The 18,164-nt window shown below is 66.5% G+C and carries 16 protein-coding genes; 9 read left to right on the top strand and 7 right to left on the bottom strand.

The window, feature by feature from the left end; all coding sequences use genetic code 11:
- Nucleotides 1–3: 3 nt before the first annotated feature.
- Together ACWDPV_RS08780 and ACWDPV_RS08775 are read right to left on the bottom strand one after the other, a co-directional pair.
- On the bottom strand, nucleotides 4–483 hold the full coding sequence (locus ACWDPV_RS08780) for a MarR family winged helix-turn-helix transcriptional regulator (protein ID WP_449742734.1): 480 nt from the start codon (nucleotides 481–483) through the stop codon (nucleotides 4–6).
- 89 nt (nucleotides 484–572) lie between these two features.
- Nucleotides 573–1,769 (bottom strand): aminotransferase class V-fold PLP-dependent enzyme, encoded by a 1,197-nt coding sequence (locus ACWDPV_RS08775; protein ID WP_449742615.1) that lies wholly within the window; start codon nucleotides 1,767–1,769, stop codon nucleotides 573–575.
- Nucleotides 1,770–1,861: 92 nt separating this feature from the next.
- On the opposite strand from ACWDPV_RS08775, the gene ACWDPV_RS08770 reads away from it, so the two are divergent.
- From ACWDPV_RS08770 to ACWDPV_RS08750, 5 genes are all read left to right on the top strand, one after another.
- Entirely contained in the window at nucleotides 1,862–2,434 is a 573-nt protein-coding gene (locus tag ACWDPV_RS08770; RefSeq protein ID WP_348807387.1) for a bacterial proteasome activator family protein, read from the top strand.
- Nucleotides 2,435–2,505: 71 nt separating this feature from the next.
- Entirely contained in the window at nucleotides 2,506–3,366 is an 861-nt protein-coding gene (wzm, locus tag ACWDPV_RS08765) for a galactan export ABC transporter permease subunit Wzm/RfbD (protein ID WP_449742614.1), read from the top strand.
- 7 nt (nucleotides 3,367–3,373) lie between these two features.
- Nucleotides 3,374–4,216 (top strand): galactan export ABC transporter ATP-binding subunit Wzt/RfbE, encoded by an 843-nt coding sequence (gene wzt, locus ACWDPV_RS08760; protein WP_449742613.1) that lies wholly within the window; start codon nucleotides 3,374–3,376, stop codon nucleotides 4,214–4,216.
- Nucleotides 4,213–5,127, top strand: a complete 915-nt coding sequence (glfT1, locus tag ACWDPV_RS08755) for a galactofuranosyltransferase GlfT1 (RefSeq protein ID WP_449742612.1) — start codon at nucleotides 4,213–4,215, stop codon at nucleotides 5,125–5,127. Before wzt ends, glfT1 begins: the two co-directional genes overlap by 4 nt.
- Before the next feature lie 140 nt (nucleotides 5,128–5,267).
- Nucleotides 5,268–6,146, top strand: coding sequence for a TIGR03619 family F420-dependent LLM class oxidoreductase (locus tag ACWDPV_RS08750; RefSeq protein WP_449742611.1), 879 nt, complete (start codon nucleotides 5,268–5,270; stop codon nucleotides 6,144–6,146).
- A 24-nt stretch (nucleotides 6,147–6,170) separates the two neighbouring features.
- On the opposite strand, the gene ACWDPV_RS08745 is transcribed toward ACWDPV_RS08750, so the two are convergent.
- The 5 genes from ACWDPV_RS08745 to ACWDPV_RS08725 all read right to left on the bottom strand — a co-directional run bounded on the left by ACWDPV_RS08745 (nucleotide 6,171) and on the right by ACWDPV_RS08725 (nucleotide 12,456).
- Complete coding sequence (locus ACWDPV_RS08745; protein ID WP_449742610.1) at nucleotides 6,171–7,679, bottom strand: glycosyltransferase family 39 protein; 1,509 nt, start codon at nucleotides 7,677–7,679, stop codon at nucleotides 6,171–6,173.
- 22 nt (nucleotides 7,680–7,701) lie between these two features.
- Nucleotides 7,702–9,525 (bottom strand): glycosyltransferase, encoded by a 1,824-nt coding sequence (locus tag ACWDPV_RS08740; protein WP_449742609.1) that lies wholly within the window; start codon nucleotides 9,523–9,525, stop codon nucleotides 7,702–7,704.
- 86 nt (nucleotides 9,526–9,611) lie between these two features.
- Nucleotides 9,612–11,033: a phytoene desaturase family protein gene (locus tag ACWDPV_RS08735; RefSeq protein ID WP_449742608.1), complete on the bottom strand. Its 1,422-nt coding sequence runs from the start codon at nucleotides 11,031–11,033 to the stop codon at nucleotides 9,612–9,614.
- Between the two features lie 47 nt (nucleotides 11,034–11,080).
- Nucleotides 11,081–11,584: a GtrA family protein gene (locus tag ACWDPV_RS08730; RefSeq protein ID WP_449742607.1), complete on the bottom strand. Its 504-nt coding sequence runs from the start codon at nucleotides 11,582–11,584 to the stop codon at nucleotides 11,081–11,083.
- Nucleotides 11,585–11,625: 41 nt separating this feature from the next.
- Entirely contained in the window at nucleotides 11,626–12,456 is an 831-nt protein-coding gene (locus ACWDPV_RS08725) for an aldo/keto reductase (protein ID WP_348807378.1), read from the bottom strand.
- Nucleotides 12,457–12,594: 138 nt separating this feature from the next.
- Here ACWDPV_RS08725 and ACWDPV_RS08720 point away from each other — a divergent pair, with 138 nt between their 5' ends.
- From ACWDPV_RS08720 to ACWDPV_RS08705, 4 genes are read left to right on the top strand one after another with little or no spacing between them, the layout of a single operon-like run.
- A complete protein-coding gene (locus tag ACWDPV_RS08720; RefSeq protein WP_449742606.1) occupies nucleotides 12,595–13,827 on the top strand; it encodes an alpha/beta hydrolase family protein in 1,233 nt (410 codons plus the stop codon).
- Nucleotides 13,828–13,875: 48 nt separating this feature from the next.
- Nucleotides 13,876–15,099: an alpha/beta hydrolase family protein gene (locus tag ACWDPV_RS08715; RefSeq protein WP_449742605.1), complete on the top strand. Its 1,224-nt coding sequence runs from the start codon at nucleotides 13,876–13,878 to the stop codon at nucleotides 15,097–15,099.
- Between the two features lie 13 nt (nucleotides 15,100–15,112).
- Nucleotides 15,113–16,681: a phytoene desaturase family protein gene (locus tag ACWDPV_RS08710; RefSeq protein ID WP_449742604.1), complete on the top strand. Its 1,569-nt coding sequence runs from the start codon at nucleotides 15,113–15,115 to the stop codon at nucleotides 16,679–16,681.
- A gap of 42 nt (nucleotides 16,682–16,723) precedes the next feature.
- The gene (locus tag ACWDPV_RS08705) at nucleotides 16,724–18,148 is read left to right on the top strand and encodes an FAD-binding protein (RefSeq protein WP_449742603.1); all 1,425 of its coding nucleotides are present in this window, start codon (nucleotides 16,724–16,726) and stop codon (nucleotides 18,146–18,148) included.
- Nucleotides 18,149–18,164 lie beyond the last annotated feature (16 nt).

Raw genomic sequence — 18,164 nt, 5'->3', positions numbered from 1 at the left:
GAATCAGTCGCAGGCCTTGCGGATCCGCTCGAAGGCATCACCGATGGATTCGTACTGCTCGGGTGCCACCACGTCGACGACGAGCCGTTTGATCAGACCGTCGCGCACGCTCATCTGCCGGTCGAGTTCCACCCGCCCGGCCTCGGTGATCCGCACCAGCCGGTGCCGGGCGTCGGCCTGCGACGCCACCCGCTCAAGGGTTCCGTCGTCGATGAGTCGACTCACGATGCGCGACACCGTGCTGACGCCGGCGTGCAGGGTGGCAGCCAGTTCGCTGATACCGATCGAGTCGCGGACCGCGAGGATCTCCAGCAGGCGCATGTCGGTCGCCGAGAAACCTGCCGCGGCGAACCCGGCGGTCACCTGAGCCATCAGTGCCCAACCACCGTCGACGAAGTTATGCCAGACCTGCTGCTGGCTCTCGGTGAGACGGCACGGACCACCTGTGGACGCGTGGCCGCGTCCCGACTCGGGCTCCCGCATATTCACTGTGTCGAAGATAGTGCGGTGTGCGTCAAATTACGAAACGGTGTGGGTCGTCCGACCGACAACCCGTCGCGCACCGTGGCAATTCAGGCGAGGGAGCCGAGTGTCCTGACCAGATGATCCACTTCGTACGGGGTGGAGTACGGCCCGAGGCCCACGGTGACCGCACCGCCGAAGTCGCCGGCACCCATCCGGGTCAGCGCCCGGCTGGGAAGGTCGGCCAACGCGCAGATCCCGTTGTCGGCGAGCCGACGGACCACGGTGTCGGCACCGACCCCGTCGACGGCGAAGCTGACGAGCGGGACGCGGTTGTCGCTCTTGCCGATGACCGAGACGTGATTGAGCTGGTCGAGTGTGGTCACCAGATAGAACCCGAGCCGTTGCAGGTACTCCGACACGCCGTCGAGGGCCGCGACGACGCGTCGTCGGCGTTTACCGAACGCATCGGGGTCCAGGGCGGCCAGATGCTCCACCGACGCCACCAGACCTGCGAGCAACGCACCCTGGTGTTCGCCCACCTCGAGACGTTCGGGTCCGACGGCATGGGGATTGGACGAGAGTGACGAGAGGTTGTCCATCGCCCGCGGGTCGGCGAACACCATCGCCGCCACCCGCGGACCGCCCCACCGTTCGGCCGACACCACCAACACGTCGGCACCGAGTTCGGTGATGTCGAGGGGCACGTAGGGCGCGGCGCTGGTGGCGTCGACGACCAGCCTGGCACCGACCGCCCTCGTGCGTTTGGCGATCTCGGCGACGTCGGTGAGAGTGCCCAACGTCGACGACGCCAACGGGACGGCGACGACGGCGGTGCGATCGTCGATGAGGTCGTCGTACTGCCAGGTGGGCAGTTCGCCGGTCTCGACGTCGATCTCCGCCCAGCGCAGCTGGCCACCCACCCGACCGAGGGCGCGCACCCACGGCAGGATGTTCGGCTCGTCGTCCTGGCGGCTGACGACGACATTGCCTGACAGCCACGTGTTGGGTTTGATCGCCTCGGCCAGCGTCCACAGCAACAGCGACCGGGACGGGCCGAGGACCACCCCGGAGGCCTGCGCGGCCACCATGTCGGCGATCGCCCGACGCGCACCGTCGAGGGCGTCGGCGGTGGCGCGGGCGGCGGGATATCGCCCCGACGGCGCCGCTCCGAGCTGGCGAAATCCGGTCGACACCGCACTGGCGACCGAATCCGGGATCACCATGCCGGCCTGCGGATCAAGACGGATCCAGCCGTCACCGAGCGACGGGAACAGTCCGCGCGCATGGGCGACATCGAAGGCCATGGGCCCCACCATAGACGGGCGTCATCGCGTCTCAGCGAGGTATCGCCGCGGGTATCGCCCCGACCCGTCGACGGCTTGGGCACAATGGGGGCATGGTCATCGACGGCACACCTGCGAGCCCCTTCGGTAGTCCCGATCACGACGGCGCGTCCGAACCCGGCAACGATTCCATCGTGGTGGTGGGTGCGGACGCCCCCCTGGGCACCGCCGCCGCCTCCGCCGAGTCGTCGGACGACGGCACGAGCGTCGCCGACATGGTGGAGCAGCCCGCGAAGGTGATGCGCATCGGCACCATGATCAAGCAGCTGCTCGAGGAGGTGCGGGCGGCACCTCTCGACGAGGCGAGCCGCAACCGGCTCCGCGAGATCCACGAGTCGTCGATCCGCGAACTCGAGGACGGGTTGGCGCCGGAGCTGCGTGAGGAACTCGAACGTCTGGCGCTGCCCTTCACCGACGACACCACCCCTTCGGACGCCGAACTCCGCATCGCCCAGGCACAGCTCGTCGGCTGGCTCGAAGGCCTCTTCCACGGCATCCAGACCGCACTGTTCGCCCAACAGATGGCCGCCCGGGCGCAGCTCGAGCAGATGCGGCAGGGCGCATTGCCGCCGGGAATGATGCCGGCTTCGGGGAGCGGACACGGAAGTACCGGGCAGTACCTGTAGGGCACCTCGGCAGCTCCCCCGAGAACCTCTGTGCCGGGTGACCACATGAGCGCTCTGTATGCTCAAGCCTCGTGTCAGCGGAAGTGATCGAGGGGCAGGTGCCACCGCCCCCGCCGGGCGCGGGATCTCGGTCGATGAGCCGGGCCTTCGGCGACCTGGCCGAAGGCATACGGTCGCGGGAGCTGTGGCTGCATCTGGGGTGGCAGGACATCAAACAGCGGTATCGCCGCTCGGTGCTGGGCCCCCTGTGGATCACCATCGCCACCGGCGTGACCGCCGTGGCGATGGGCTTGCTCTACGGCGAGCTCTTCCACATGGACATCAAGACCTTCCTGCCGTACGTCACGCTCGGGTTCATCTTCTGGAACTTCATCCAGAACTCCATCCTCGAGGGGGCGGAGGTCTTCGCCAAGAACGAAGGCCTGATCAAGCAGCTGCCCGCGCCGGTGAGCGTGCACGTCTACCGGATGGTGTGGCGGCAGCTGATCATCTTCGCCCACAACATCGTGATCTACATCGTGATCCTGATCGTCTTCCCGCAGCCGATCAATTGGACTGTGGTACTGGTGATTCCGGCGATCATCCTGTACGTCATCAACGGCGTGTGGGTGTCGATCGTATTCGGCATTCTCTCCACCCGGTTCCGTGACATCGGGCAGTTGCTGACGACGGCGGTGCAGTTGGTGTTCTTCATGACACCGATTATCTGGACGACGCAGAGCCTGAGCCAGGTCGGCGGGGAGAATCCGCGCCTGCGGCTGGTGGAACTGAACCCGATGTATCACTACCTCGACATCGCGCGGGGGCCCCTGCTCGGCCAGTCGGTGGCGTTCTATCACTGGGCGATCGTCATCGGCTGCACCGCGATCGGGTGGCTCGCCGCGTTGGCGGTCATGCGTAACTACCGGGCCCGCGTGGCGTATTGGGTGTGATTGGGCGATGAGTAATACCAGTTCGGTACGCGTGGACACGTGGGATGCGTGTGTGGATTTCCCGATCTTCGATGCGAAGACCCGGTCGTTGAAGAAGTCGGTGATGGGTGCGGCCGGCGGGGTGATCGGCGCCAACGACTCGAACGTCATCGTCGTCGAGGCCCTGAAGAACATCAACCTGCACCTCGAACACGGTGACCGCGTCGGTCTGGTCGGCCACAACGGTGCCGGCAAGTCGACATTGCTGCGTCTGCTGTCCGGGATCTACGAGCCGACGCGTGGCGCCTGCCGGGTGACCGGACGGGTGGCCCCGGTGTTCGACCTCGGCGTCGGCATGGATCCGGAGATCTCCGGCTACGAAAACATCATCATCCGCGGCATGTTCCTGGGACTGACACGCAAGGCGATGCTGCGCAAGATCGACGAGATCGCCGACTTCTCCGAACTCGGCGACTACCTGCAGATGCCGCTGCGAACCTACTCGACGGGTATGCGGGTGCGACTTGCCCTCGGCGTGGTCACCAGCATCGATCCGGAGATCCTGATCCTCGACGAGGGCATCGGCGCGGTGGACGCCGAATTCATGAAGAAGGCCCGAATCCGGTTGCAGGCCCTGGTCGAACGGTCCGGCATCCTGGTGTTCGCCAGCCACTCCAACGAGTTCCTCGCCCAGCTCTGCGATCGTGCGCTGTGGATCGATCACGGCGAAGTCCGGATGGACGGCGGAATCGAAGAGGTGGTCGGCGCCTACGAGGGTCCCGACGCTGCCGCGCATGTGCGTGAGGTGCTGGCCGGGATGAAGCGCGACGAGGCTGCCGGCGAGGGCACCGACGGGGACACGCCGACATGAGCACCGACACCGTGGTGGCGGTGGTGGTCACCCACCGTCGCGCGGAGCTGTTGGCGGCGTCACTGAAAGTCCTGGCCACGCAGTCACGTCCGGTCGACCACATCGTCGTCGTCGACAATGCCGACGAGGCTGTCGTCGCCGACCTTGTTGCCGCACAGCCGGTTCCGACAACCTATCTCGGATCGAGGCGAAACCTCGGCGGCGCAGGCGGATTCGCCCTCGGCATGCTGCATGCCCTGGCACTCGGTGCCGATTGGGTCTGGTGCGCCGACGACGACGGCCGGCCCGAGGGCAGTGAGGTTCTCGCGACGCTGATGGACTGTGCGATCACGCACGATCTCGCCGAGGTCTCCCCGGTGGTCGCCAACATCAACGACCCGGAGACTCTCGCGTTCCCGTTGCGCCGGGGAGTCGTGTGGCGGCGCAAGCGATCCGAGTTGTTCGAACCCGGCAACCCCGACGGCGACCTGCTGCCCGGGATCGCGTCGCTGTTCAACGGCGCACTGTTCCGCGCGGCGACGCTGGAGATGATCGGCGTGCCGGACCTACGGTTGTTCTTCCGCGGCGACGAGGTGGAGATGCACCGTCGGTTGCAGCGATCGGGTCTGGCCTTCGGCACCTGCCTGAGCACCGCATACCTGCATCCCTACGGCACCGACGAGTTCCGGCCGATCCTCGGTGGTCGGATGCACACCCAGTATCCGGACAACCCGACCAAACGCTTCTTCACCTACCGCAATCGTGGCTATCTGATGAGCCAGCCGGGGATGCGCAAGCTCCTCCCCCAGGAGTACGCCCGCTTCGGCTGGTACTTCCTGGTGCAGCAGCACGACGTCAAGGGCTTCGCCGAGTGGCTGCGGTTGCAGCGCCTCGGCCGTCGTGAGCGGTTCGTCCGGCCGGACTCTGACTGACTTACCAACTGCCGGTCGCTTCCCGGATACTCGCGGGCCGGCAGCCCACGGACCATCGGATTCTCCCCAGATGCAACCACAAAACTAGAACGTGTTCTACCCTGAGTGGGCTGGTCTACGAGTACCAAAGGGGCACACCGATGCGTTTCACCTTCGCCGAAGCGATGACCGACCCGGCCTACTACGCGCCACTCGCGCAGGCTGCGGAGAAGGCCGGGTATGCAGGATTCACCATTCCCGATTCCCTCGCCTACCCCGAGGAATCGGACGCAACCTATCCCTACACCCCCGACGGCAATCGGGAGTTCCTCGAGGACAAGGCGTTCATCGAGACCTTCATCCAGGCGGCGGCACTCGGCGCGGTCACCTCGACCATCCGCTTCACCCCGTTCGTCCTCAAGCTTCCGGTGCGTCCGCCTGTGCTCGTGGCCAAGCAGGCCGCGTCGGTGGCCTACCTGACAGGCAACCGCCTCGCGCTCGGCGTCGGCACCAGTCCGTGGCCGGAGGACTACGAGATCATGGGTGTGGATTTCCGTCGCCGCGGCAAGCGGATGGACGAGTGTATGGACATCATCCGCGGACTGACCTCCGGCGGGTACTTCGAGTTCCACGGCGAGTTCTACGACATCCCCACGATCAAGATGGCACCGACCCCCACCGAACCCATTCCGCTGCTCGTCGGCGGTCACGCCGAGCCGGCGCTGCGCCGGGCAGTGATCCGCGGCGACGGCTGGATGCACGGCGGCGGACCGGCCGAGGAACTCGACGCCCTGCTCGAGCGGATCGCCGACCTCCGCAGGGCCGAAGGAAGAACGAACGACCCCTTCGAGATTCACGTCATCTCTCTGGACGCCTACACCGTCGACGGGGTGAAGAAGCTGGAGGACAAGGGGATCACCGATGTGATCGTCGGATTCCGGCTGCCCTACGTCGTCGGCCAGGACACCGAACCACTGCAGACGAAAATCGACCATCTCAACTGGTACGCCGACAACGTCATCGACAAGGTCAACCGCTGAGCCGCAACGCGATCGGCGCGTCCACTATCCAGAGCTCTGCATCCGGACCACCTGCGAATGACAGAATTCGGTGCGGTCGGTGATGTGCAGACCCGCCTGCGACAACTCGCGATACAGGGGCGTACCGGTGAAGTGGAACGGCTCGAAGTACCAATTCAGCGTGCCGCCCGGCAATTCGACGAACGGCACGTCACGCTCACCATCGGTGATCACCCACATCACCTCGCACGACTCCGCGAATGCCCGGTAGGCGGTGACGGGCTGGTCGACATCCCACAGCCGACCGGCCCGTGCCGCGTCGACGGCCGGACCGAGATCACGGAGGCCGACGAAGTCGGCAGGTCTGGCCGACATCACCACGCGCTGCGACACCGGACTCCAGGAGGGGGCCGAGTCGAACGCCACACAGTCACCGGGCTGCGCGTGCTCGCCGATGTAGTCGGCAACCGCGGAGAAATCGCTGCCACCCATGTGGCCGTAGGTGCCACGGCCCGCCACATATCCCGGTGCTGCAGCCACCGCCGGGATCAGCACGACGAGCAGGGAGATCCAACGGCTTTCCCGGGCGATGTGCATGGCCGACCATGCCAGTAGCAACGCCACTCCCGGCGTCGTGAACGCCAGGTACCGCGGCGTGTACAGCGGCTCCCCGATGACCGAGATCAGCCACACGAGGCCCGCGGGCACGACGAGCCAGCACAGCGACAGAACCAGCACCCGATGTCCCTCGTGCGTCCAGGACATCATCGACGCAACCACACCCACCACCACGACAAGCAGCGCCGTCACCGCGAAGGGCCATGACCCGTCGAAAAACTCCCATAGGGCATAGACCGCAACGGTCCGGTCCGTGGTATCCGGAATCCAATCGATCTGCGCGCGCTGCCCGCTCACCCACCAAACGAAGGGCGACAAGACGATCGCCACGCCTACCGCCGTCGCGAACAACCACGGCCATGCCGAGCGTTTGGTCAGCAGCACATACATCAGGTGCGCGACAACAAGTGTCAGCGAAAGCAGAAACCAGATCCCGGCAATCCCCGCGACGAACCCATACGCCACCCACCACCATCGTCCGCGATCAAGTGCGTACAACAGCACGAGGCACAACGCGATCGACAGAAAGACGGTTCCCGCATACGATCTCGCCTCCATACCGGCCCACGTGATTCGTGGGACGGTGAGAAGTGCGAGCGCGGCGAGGACGCCGAACCAGGTGCTCCACAACCGATTTCCGAGTACCACCAACAGGGCCGATGCGCCCCCGATCGCCATCGCCGACGGGAACCGCAGTGAGAATTCGGAGATCCCGAACACCGACGCCCACGCCTTCGTCACCATGTAGTAGGCAGCGTGCACCCCGTCGGTGTGATGGACCAGCGACAGCAGTTGCGGATAGCTACGATCGATCGCGGACACCGTGGCCGCCTCGTCGTACCAGAACGACGGACGCCACGACCCGGCCGCGGAGAGAACGACCCCGAGAAGCCCGACGGCCAGCGACGCACCGAGTAGCCACCGGCGACCAGTCACCGCCCGATCAGTCACCGCCCGATCAGTCACCGTCGAAGAGTCGCTGCCAGTTCTCATGGCTCGTGAGTCGCGGCACGGCGTCACGCCACTGCTGCGCGATCTCCGGCGCCCGTCGTCGCAATATCCACGAAAGGCGCGCCAACTCGCGGCCCTGCCGGACAGCGATGTCTTTGTCACGGCGACGCACCCGAACCCCGGTCTGCGACGCATCGGTGACGACGGCCTCACTGAACAACCCGACGTGCCACCACCGCGCATCGTGCGCCGAGATGGCCACCTTCCCCGGCGCCACCCGACCGAGGAACTGCTTGACCACGCGCTTGGCGAGCACCTGATCGAGTTTGTCCTCCTTCGGTTCCGGGCCGCGCACCACGATCCGCGGATCGTCGGCCAACGCTTCAGTGGCCTCGCGCCGCACCGTGTCGGGGTAATGCGAACGCAGCTCCGCGAGCTCGGCGAGTTTGCTGCGTCCACCGTCGGCCAGAATCGTTGGGCCAGAGAGAAAATCGCGTACCGCCAGGAGGAACGTCTCGGCCAGCCCGTACTGCATGGAGACGATGTGACTCGTGATCTCCCGCGCGACAACAGCACTCACGGTCTTCGGATCGAATCGATCATGAATCGCCGCGACGATCAGGGCATTGCGCCAACTGAAATACCGCGACCAGTCGTCGTAATCCTTCAGATGGAAATCGGCATGCCACACACCGGCGTTGGGCAGGGTGATGGTGGGGAACCCGGCCTTGCGGGCACGGATTCCGAACTCGATGTCGTCCCATTGGAAGAACAGCGGCAGCGACAATCCCGCCTCCACCACCGCCTCAGCGGGGAGAAGGCATGTCCACCAACCATTCCAGCCGGCATCGGTGCGCGGGTCCTGCTGCTTCTCGAGCGCGTTCAGCCCGGCCTTGCCACGCGGCCCCGGGCGACCGGCCTTCAGCTGATCGAGGGCTTCCCACTCGCTGGTCATGTGCACTCGGTAGGTCTCCGACAACAGCAGCATCTGCGAGCCGACCAGGACCGGACGAGTTGCGTTGTTGGCCATCGCCGACAGACGCACCACCGACTCCGGCTCGCACAGGATGTCGTCGTCCATCACCACGATGTCGGTGTCACATGACCCGTTCTTGGTGAGTTCGTGCAAACCTCGGTTGAATCCCCCTGCACCGCCCAGATTCGGCTGGATCAAGTACTGCAGGCGTGGTCCGAGCGCATCTTTGACCAACGGGAACTGTTCATGCGAGTCAACACGCTGCGTTCCCTGGTCCACCACGTACACCGCGTCGATGAGTCCCAGTGCGACGGGATCACCCGCCAAGGTCAGCAGCGTCGAGATGGCGTCGGCTGGGCGGTTGTGTGTACATATCACCACCGAAATGGCGCGGTTGCGTTCCGGACGGGTCACCGACCACGTCACGTTCGACACGCTCGCTGCGCCACCAATCGCTGTGGCGTCAAACCAGATCGCGCCTCCGTCGAGGAATCGTCGGACCTCGACATCGACCGTCGCCCGGCCATTGCCGGTGACCTCGATGACGTCCACGGGGCGCCGACGGCCACCCGCATCCGAGGCGTTGACCTCGACACGCAGACACCCGCCCTCGGCGACGCGATGGTCGAACTCGAGCCGCACGGAATCAATGGCGGTATATCGCTGCCAATAACTCGCGGCAAATCGCCCGAAATACGTATTCGTACTCAGGATGGCACCCGGCTCCATCCGGACCTCGGTCCGGTCCGGGCGCACCATCGCCATGTTGGCGTCGACGTACATTCCCGGGGCCACACGGGGATTGGGGCCGGCGAACAATGTTCGCTGGACCAATACCAGGGCTTCTTCCTGCATCACACCTCTGCTATCGCGCGGACCGATGTCGATGTTGCGGCCCGATTCCCGTCGAGACTAGCTCACAGCGACCTGCCAGCCGGAAATCACGCGCGCGTAATCAAGTGATCCAGTGCCGTTTCGGCAGCGTGAAATCCACACATTCCGTGCACGCCACCTCCGGGCGGCGTCGCCGAGGAACACAGGTACACCCCGGCGACACCGGTGGCGTACGGCGTCGTCGTCGGCCGTGGCCGTGCGATCAAGTGCAGCAGGTCATTGGGTCCGCCGCCGATGTCACCGCGCACATAGTTCGGATTGTCCATCTCGAGTTCACCCGGGGTTCGCGCCCGGACGTCGACGACGCGGTCGGCGAAACCCGGCGCGAATCGCTCGATCTGCGCGGTCACCAGCTCGGTGACCGGGCCGTCGAATCCATTGGGCACATGCGCATACGCCCAGAGCGGACGCAGCGAACCCGCGGCGCGACCCGGGTCGGCCAGCCACTGCTGTCCCACCAGAACGAAGGGACGCTGCGGCATCCGCCCGGTCAGCACGGCCCGCTCGGCGTCGGCGATCTGCGCGGACGTGCCGCCGACGTGGACGGTGCCCGCCCGGTCACAGCCGGGCGCCGTCCACCCCATCTCGCCGTCGATCACATAGTCGACCTTGAAGGCTGCGGTCGGATGCTCGATCGCCCGCAACGCGCGGCCGAGGCGAGGCGGAATGGCGGTGCCCAGCAGATCCGCCGCGAACTCCGGCGCCGTGTCCAGGATCACGATGTCGGCGTCGGCGACGTCGCGGTAACGGTCGATTCGCCGGCCCGTCACCACCTCGCCCCCGAGTTCGGCCAGTAGAGCGGCCATGGCCGATGCGATGGCCGCCGACCCGCCTTCGGCCACCGGCCATCCGGCGTGATGCCCCGCCGCGACCAGCATCACCCCGGCCGCCGAGGAACCCGGCCGGTCCAGTCGGGTGAACCCGTGCGCGGCCATCCCGGTGAACAGCGCCCGCGCGCCCGGTGTCCGCATCATCCGCGCCAGCATCGTCGCCGGGGCGAGGGCACGCACACCGAATCGGGTCAGCATGATCGGATGTCGGGGCACGTGGGCGAACGGCCGCAGGATGTCGGTACCGATGGCGTCGAATCGTGCCGCGAGCGGCCCGAACAAGCCCTTCCAGCGCGGACCGTCGACACCGAGGCCGTCGGCCGTCTCATCGATGTCGCGGTACAACAGCGCTGCGGTGCCGTCGTCGAGGGGATGCGCACAGTCGATCTCCGGCCACCGCCACCGCAATCCGTGCCGGTGCAGCGGCAAGGACGCCAGAAAAGGTGACGTGACCCCCAGCGGATGGAATGCCGAGCAGTGATCATGCAGGACGCCGGGCACCATCAGTTCACTCGATCGCGTCCCGCCACCGATCTCGTCGGCGGCCTCGTACACGGTCACCGCCACCCCTGCCTGGGCCAACCGCACCGCAGCGGCCAACCCGTTCGGCCCCGAGCCGACGACCACCGCGGTCCGCATCGATCCGCCGCTCGATCGTCCCCCGCGTCGGCCGAGTGACACCGTCGCTACCGAATCTTGAAGATGACGGCCCGCTGGACCACGAAGTTGATGATCGTCGCCAAGCCCTGCGCGATGACGTACGCGATGAGGCTGTACATCAGCTCGTGCGGCCACAGACGCGACAGCCACACGTAGACACCGACGTTGACGAAGAAGGTGACGCAGTAGAGGACGGCGACCGCGATGAACCGTGCCATGCTCGGCTCGGCGCGGAAGGTCCACCGCCTGTTGAAGTAATACGCGGTGGTGGTGCCACAGATGAAGCCGATCGCCTTGGCCAGACCGGGCGGCAGTCCCGCGAGGTACTGCAGCAGCGCGGTGAGACCGAAGTCGATGACCCCGGACCCGGCGCCGGTGATGACGAACCGGATGATCTGTGTCATCAGCGGGACGTCGGTGGAGGCCTCCCCGTCGTCGAGGGGCAGCTCCGGGGGCATCGGCGCATGACGCGTCGCGAACTCGTCGTGCGTGTGCTTCGGCTCGTCGGAACTCTGGTCTACCACGGCCATCACCCTAGGTCATGGCGCTGAGAATTCACGTGGCAGCCGGGTCAGAATTCTTCTTCCACATCGGAGTCGCGGGCCGCCTTCTCACCGCGATCCAGGCTCGCGAGGTCGGTCATGTCGGCCTCGGTCAACTCGAAATCGAACAGGTCGGCGTTCTCGAGCTGGCGTCCCTTGTGTGCCGACTTGGGCACCACACCGATGCCCTGCTGCACCGACCAGCGCAACGCGATCTGGGTGGGCGACTTGCCGTACTTGCGGGCCAGCCGGATGACGACGGCGTCGGCGAGCATGCCCTCCTTGCGGCCGGTCGGATGCCACGCCTGCGCATGGATTCCGTTGTGCTGCATGAACTCTCGCAGGTCGTCACGCGCCAGTGCGGGTGAGCACTGAATCTGGTTGAGCTCCGGCCACTTCCCCGTCTCGTCGTAGAGCGCCTGCAGATGATGCGTCTTGAAGTTCGAGACGCCCGGCACCCGGATGAATCCCTCCTCGGCCAGGGTCAGCAGGGCCTTCCACGATTCGACCATCTTGCCCAGACTCGGGCACGGCCAGTGGATGAGGTAGACGTCGAGGTAGGCCACCCCGAGCCGCCGGGCACTGTCCTTGGCCGCGTTGATCGCCTCGTCGAATCCCTGATCACCGCCGCCGAGCTTGGTCTGCACCACGACATCGGCGCGGTCGATGCCCGACTCCTCGATCCCCATCCCGACGCTGCGTTCATTGGAATAGCGCGACGCCGTGTCGAGCAGCCGGTAGCCGGCGCCCAGCGCATGCGAAACGGCATGCGCGCAGGGCATCCCGAGCATGTCGTAGGTGCCGAGGCCGACCAGCGGCAGCGAAAAACCGGACGCGAGCGTGACCGAGGGGATCTCCACTACCTAAGAATATGGGCCAACCGTCGATCGGTGTCGGGTAGAGCGCGCAATAGGCGTGCGCCCACGTCCCGAATCGAACGCCCGCACGGCACGAACTCCCCTATCCGGAACCGGGGTGTGCACCCTACTCTTCGCCCCATGCTCTCCCTCGTACGTCGGATGCGCCGACGGACCCACGCCGTTGTACCCACGGTTCTGGTCGGCGTACTGGCCGCCGCCGCGATCATGTCCGCCACCGGTTCCGCACACGCCGACGACGAGGTCGTCGTCGGAACACCCAACTGGTCGGGGTTGGACGTGACGGACTACTCAGGACCCATCCCGGCGCCCGGCACCCTGATGGCGAAGGTACCGCTGGCACCGTCGGTGTCGCTGCCCGCAGCGAGTTCGGCATATCGCGTGCAATTCGCCACGATCGACCAGCACAACAGGAAAGCGACCAGCACCGGTGCCGTCTTCGTACCGAAGGGCACACCCCCGGCCGGTGGTTGGCCGGTGATCTCGTGGGCGCACGGCACCGTCGGCATGAACGACGACTGCACCCCGTCGGCACTGCCGCGCAGCCAGCGCGACATCGAGTACCTCGGGCACTGGCTCAACCAGGGCTATGCGGTCGTCGCCGCCGACTACGTCGGACTCGGCACTCCCGGCCTGATGGCCTACCTCGACGGCAAGGCCGCAGCACATTCGATCGTCGACATCGTCATCGCGTCACACCACGCCGGGCTGCCGCTGGGCCCGAAGTGGGCGATCATCGGCCAATCGCAGGGCGCTGCCGCCGCCCTCAACGGCGCCCGCTACGCCACCGAATTCAGCCGTGGCTCCGGCCTCGACTACCGCGGGGTGATCGCGACCGGGATTCCGGCCAACCTGGAAAACCTGTACCAGCTGATGGGTCCCGCCGTCCCTCCCGTGGCTCTGCCCGGCAGCCTCAATGCCTACACCGCCTTCATCCTCGCGGGCTTCAATGAGACCAGGCCGGACATGCACGTCACCTCGGTCATGAACACCACCGGACTCGCACGCCTGGAACAGGGACGCACCACGTGCTATCCGGTCCTCAAGAACGAGCTGTCCGGCGACCACGTCAACACCTGGTTCGCCAAGCCGCTCATGTCGATTCCCGGACTCAGTGCGGCGTTGCGCGAGTACATGATGACGCCGTACAAGGGCTATGACCGTCCGATCTTCCTCGGCCAGGGCCTCAAGGACGCCGATGTCCCGGCGCCGTCGGCGCTGTCCCTGTACGCGCAGATGAAGGCCAACAACCAGCCGGTGACGCTGCACGTGTACCCCGATCAGGACCACTCGGGAACGGTTCTGGCCTCCGTGCCCGATTCCACGCCGTGGCTCGCCCGGATCATGCGCTGAGTCCCGATCGCGGCCGCCACGTGGGAGGGGCGGGTTATCGTCGAGATCATGGTGACGCGCCGCCGAGTTGCACCCGCGACCCTGAGACTCCTCACGTTCATCGTGTCAGTGCTTCTCGCCGGACTCACCGCGGCCCTCCTCCCCACCGAGGCACGCGCCGACGGCCCACCGCCCACCGAGACGCCGATCGATTCGGGTCTCGACGCGGCCGGCTATTCCGGTCCCATCGGTGCGCCCGGCACCCTGATCGCGCAGGTCCCGCTCGCGAGTCCGCTCACCCTGCCGTCGGCCGGACGCGCCTACCGCATCCTCTACGCGTCCCGCGACGTGCATGGCAGGCCCGCGGTGAGTTCCGGTGCGGTGTTCCTGCCGAAACGCCCCGCACCCGCCGGCGGTTACCCGGTGATCGCGTGGGCGCACGGCACCACCGGACTCGGCGACGACTGCGCCCCGTCGGTGCAGCCGCGCAGCTCCCGCGACACCACCTACCTCGATCATTGGCTCGATCAGGGCTATGCCGTCGTCGCCACCGACTACGTCGGGCTCGGCACCCCGGGGCTGATGAACTATCTGAGCGGGGTGGCGCAGGCACAATCGGTCGTCGACTCGGTGATCGCCGCGCATCAGATGGGCCTGCCGTTGGCCCGGAAATGGGCGATCGTCGGACAGTCGCAGGGTGCGAGTGCCGCCCTCAATGCCGCGCGCCGCGCCACCGCACTCTCGGCCGGTTCCGGACTCGACTACCGCGGCGTCGTCGCCACCGGAACACCCGCCAACATCGAGCAGATCGTCTCCCTCGCCCCGCCCGCACCCGTCGCGCTGCCCGCGGCCCTGACCGTCTACACGGCCTACATCTTCGCCGGATTCGCCGAGGCGCGGCCCGACATCGACATCGCGCAGGTCCTCGGTCCGAAGGGCCACGAACTCGTCGCCGACGCGCGCACCATCTGCGACCCGGAGATGACTCCGCTGGCGTCCGGGGTTCGGCTGGATCAGTTCCTGTCCCGGCCGGTCAGCTCCATCCCCGGTATCCGCGAGGCATTGACGGACTACATGGGCACCCCGTCGTCGGGCTACGACCGACCCATCTTCCTCAGCCAGGGCCTCCTGGACTCCGACGTCCCGGCCCCGTCCGCACTCTCGCTGTACGCACAGATGGTGGCGGCCGGGCAGCCCGTCGAACTGCACGTCTATCCCACGAAGGATCACTCCGGCACGGTGCTGGCCTCGATCGCCGACTCCACCCCGTTCCTCTCCCGGATCATGCGTTGAGGCCGGCGGCACCGTGAGGACCTACGACGACGTCATCATCGGGGCCGGGCACAACGGGCTGACCGCGGCGGCCTACCTCGCGCGCGCCGGCCGCAGCGTCCTGGTGCTGGAATCCGCCGATCACGTCGGGGGTGCGGCGGTGTCGGCGATGCCGTTCCCCGGGATGGCCGCCCGCCTGTCGCGCTACTCGTATCTGGTGTCGCTGATGCCGGCCCGGATCATCACCGATCTCGACCTCGACGTCACCCTGATCCGGCGCCGATACTCGTCGTACACACCGCTGCCGACCGACCCGGCGCGCGGGGTCCTCGTCGACACCGACGACGCCACGGCCACCGCGCATTCCTTCGCCCAGGCCACCGGCAGCGACACGGAATTCGGCGCGTGGCAATGGTTTTACGAGCGGATGAGTGAGATCGCACGCGCGGTGTTCCCCACCCTCATCGAGCCGCTGCGCTCGGCGCAGGAGATGACCGATCTCGTCGTCGACGGCGACTCGTCACGCGCCGAACTCTGGGAGATGCTCACCGAACGCCCCCTCGGCGAGCTGATCGAAAGGTACTTCGACGACGACCTGATCCGCGGCATCGTCGCCACCGACGGCCTGATCGGCACCTTCGCCGACCTGCACGACACCTCCCTGCGGCAGAACATCTGCTTCCTCTATCACCTCATCGGCGGTGGCACCGGCGACTGGGATGTGCCGGTCGGCGGCATGGGTGCGGTCTCCGGTGCGCTGTATCAGGCCGCACTGGCCGCCGGTGCCGACATCCGCACCACCAGCACCGTCGTCGGGATCGACCCGGGTGACGGGCTCGTCGAATACCTCACCACCGATCACGGCAGTTCCCGGCAACGCGTGGCCACCGTCCGGGGCGAGATGGTGCACGGGGCGTGCGCGCCGGACGTGCTCAACACCATGCTCGACGAACCCCTCGACACCGAATCGGGCACCGCGGGCGCGCAACTCAAGATCAACCTGTTGCTCGACCGGCTGCCCGAACTGCGGGACCCCACGACGTCGCCGACCGCCGCGTTCGCCGGCACCTTCCACATCAACGAGTCCTACGACCAGCTGCGGACGGCCTGGCAGCAGGCCCGCAACGACGAGGTGCCGACCCTGCCGCCGTGCGAGATCTACTGCCACACCCTGTCCGATCCGTCGATCCTCGGTCCCGAACTGGCCGGCAAACACACGTTGACGCTGTTCGGCCTGTACATGCCACCGACTGTGTTCGCCGCCGGCGGCGCCGCCAGTCAAGCCGTCGAGGCGACCCTCGCATCGTTGAATTCGGTTCTGGCCGAACCGATTGCGCGCGTCATCTCCCACGACGTCCACGGCAATCCCTGTCTGGAGGCCAAGACCCCACTCGACCTCGAGACCGCACTGGGCCTGCCCGGCGGCAACATCTTCCACCGCTCGTTGCAGTGGCCCTGGGCACCCGAGGCCACCGAGGTGGGCACCTGGGGTGTCCAGACCCGCCATCCACGACTACAACTGTGTGGCGCCGGGGCCCGGCGCGGTGGTGGCGTCAGCGGAATTCCCGGCCGAAACGCCGCGGCGGCCGTCCTGGGGTGGTGAACGCCGCGGGCCGCACATTCGATTCGAGTATTCTCTTCAGCGATGTCTACAGATGAATTGCTGCCGATCACGACCCGTGAACTGGTCGGATGGTCACGCACCACACCCGTACACGCTCACGTGCTCTCGACGCCGTATCCCGAGGTCATCGCCGAGGCCGTGGCGCGTGTCGCCGACGACAACGCAGACAAACCCGACTACCTCAAGCGTGGTGTGATCGCGCGCGGACTCGGACGTTCCTACAACGAGTCCGGGCAGAACTCCGGTGGCCTCACCGTCGACATGACGCCGCTGACGCGGATCTACTCCCTCGACGAGGACACCGGCATCGTCGACGTCGACGCCGGACTGTCCATCGATGCCCTGATGCGGGTCGTCGTGCCACGCGGTTTCTGGGTGCCGGTCATGCCGGGAACGCGGCAGGTCACCATCGGTGGCGGCATCGCCCACGACATCCACGGCAAGAATCACCACGCGACGGGCACCTTCGGCGATCACATCGTCGAGATGCACCTGCTGGTCGCCGACGGCCGGATCCTGATCCTGACGCCCGAGGGATCGGCGGATGATCCCGACGGCACCCTGTTCTGGGCCACCGTCGGCGGTATCGGTCTGACCGGCATCGTGCTGCGCGCCAAGATCGCGCTCAAGCGCACCGAGACCGCGTACTTCCTCGCCGACACCTTCACCACCGCGAACCTCGACGAGACCATCGACCTGCACCTCGAGCAGCGCTACGAGGACGGCTTCGAATACGCCTCGGGATGGTTCGACACCATCAGCGGCGGATCGAAGCTGGGTCGCGGTTCATTCAGCCGCGGCAACCTGGCCACCCTCGACGAGTTGCCCGCAAAGCTGCGCGACAAGGCACTGAAGTTCGACGTCAAGCCGCTGATCTCGCTACCCAATGTCTTCCCGCGCGGCCTGGACAACAAGTTCGACTTCTCGCTGATCGGCGAGCTGTACTACCGGATGGGCTCCAACAAGCGCGGCATCATCGAGAGCCTGCCGCAGTTCTATCACCCGCTCGATCTGATCGGGAACTGGAACAACGCCTACGGCCGCGGTGGCGCGTTCACCCAGTACCAGTTCATCGTGCCGACCGGCAACGAGGGCGACTTCAAGCAGCTCATCCTCGACATTCAGGCCTCCGGGCACGTCAGCTTCCTCAACGTCATCAAGCTGTTCGGCGACGGCAACCGCGCGCCGCTGTCCTTCCCGTTCCGGGGCTGGAATGTGTGCCTGGACTTCCCGGTGCGCAAGGGGCTCGCGGAGTTCCTCAATGACCTCGATCGCCGCGTCATGGAGATGGGTGGGCGCCTCTACACCGCCAAGGATTCGCGCACCTCGGCGGAGAGCTTCCACAAGATGTACCCGCAGATCGACGAGTGGATCGCCACTCGCCGCACCATCGACCCGACCGGTGTGTTCATGTCCGACATGGCCCGGCGCCTCGAGCTGGCCTGACCCGAAAGCAGAGAAA

The sequence above is a fragment of the Gordonia sp. NPDC003504 genome, assembly GCF_053587995.1.
The sequence above is the reverse complement of the archived record's forward strand: the minus strand, read 5'-3'. Positions and strand labels throughout refer to the sequence as shown.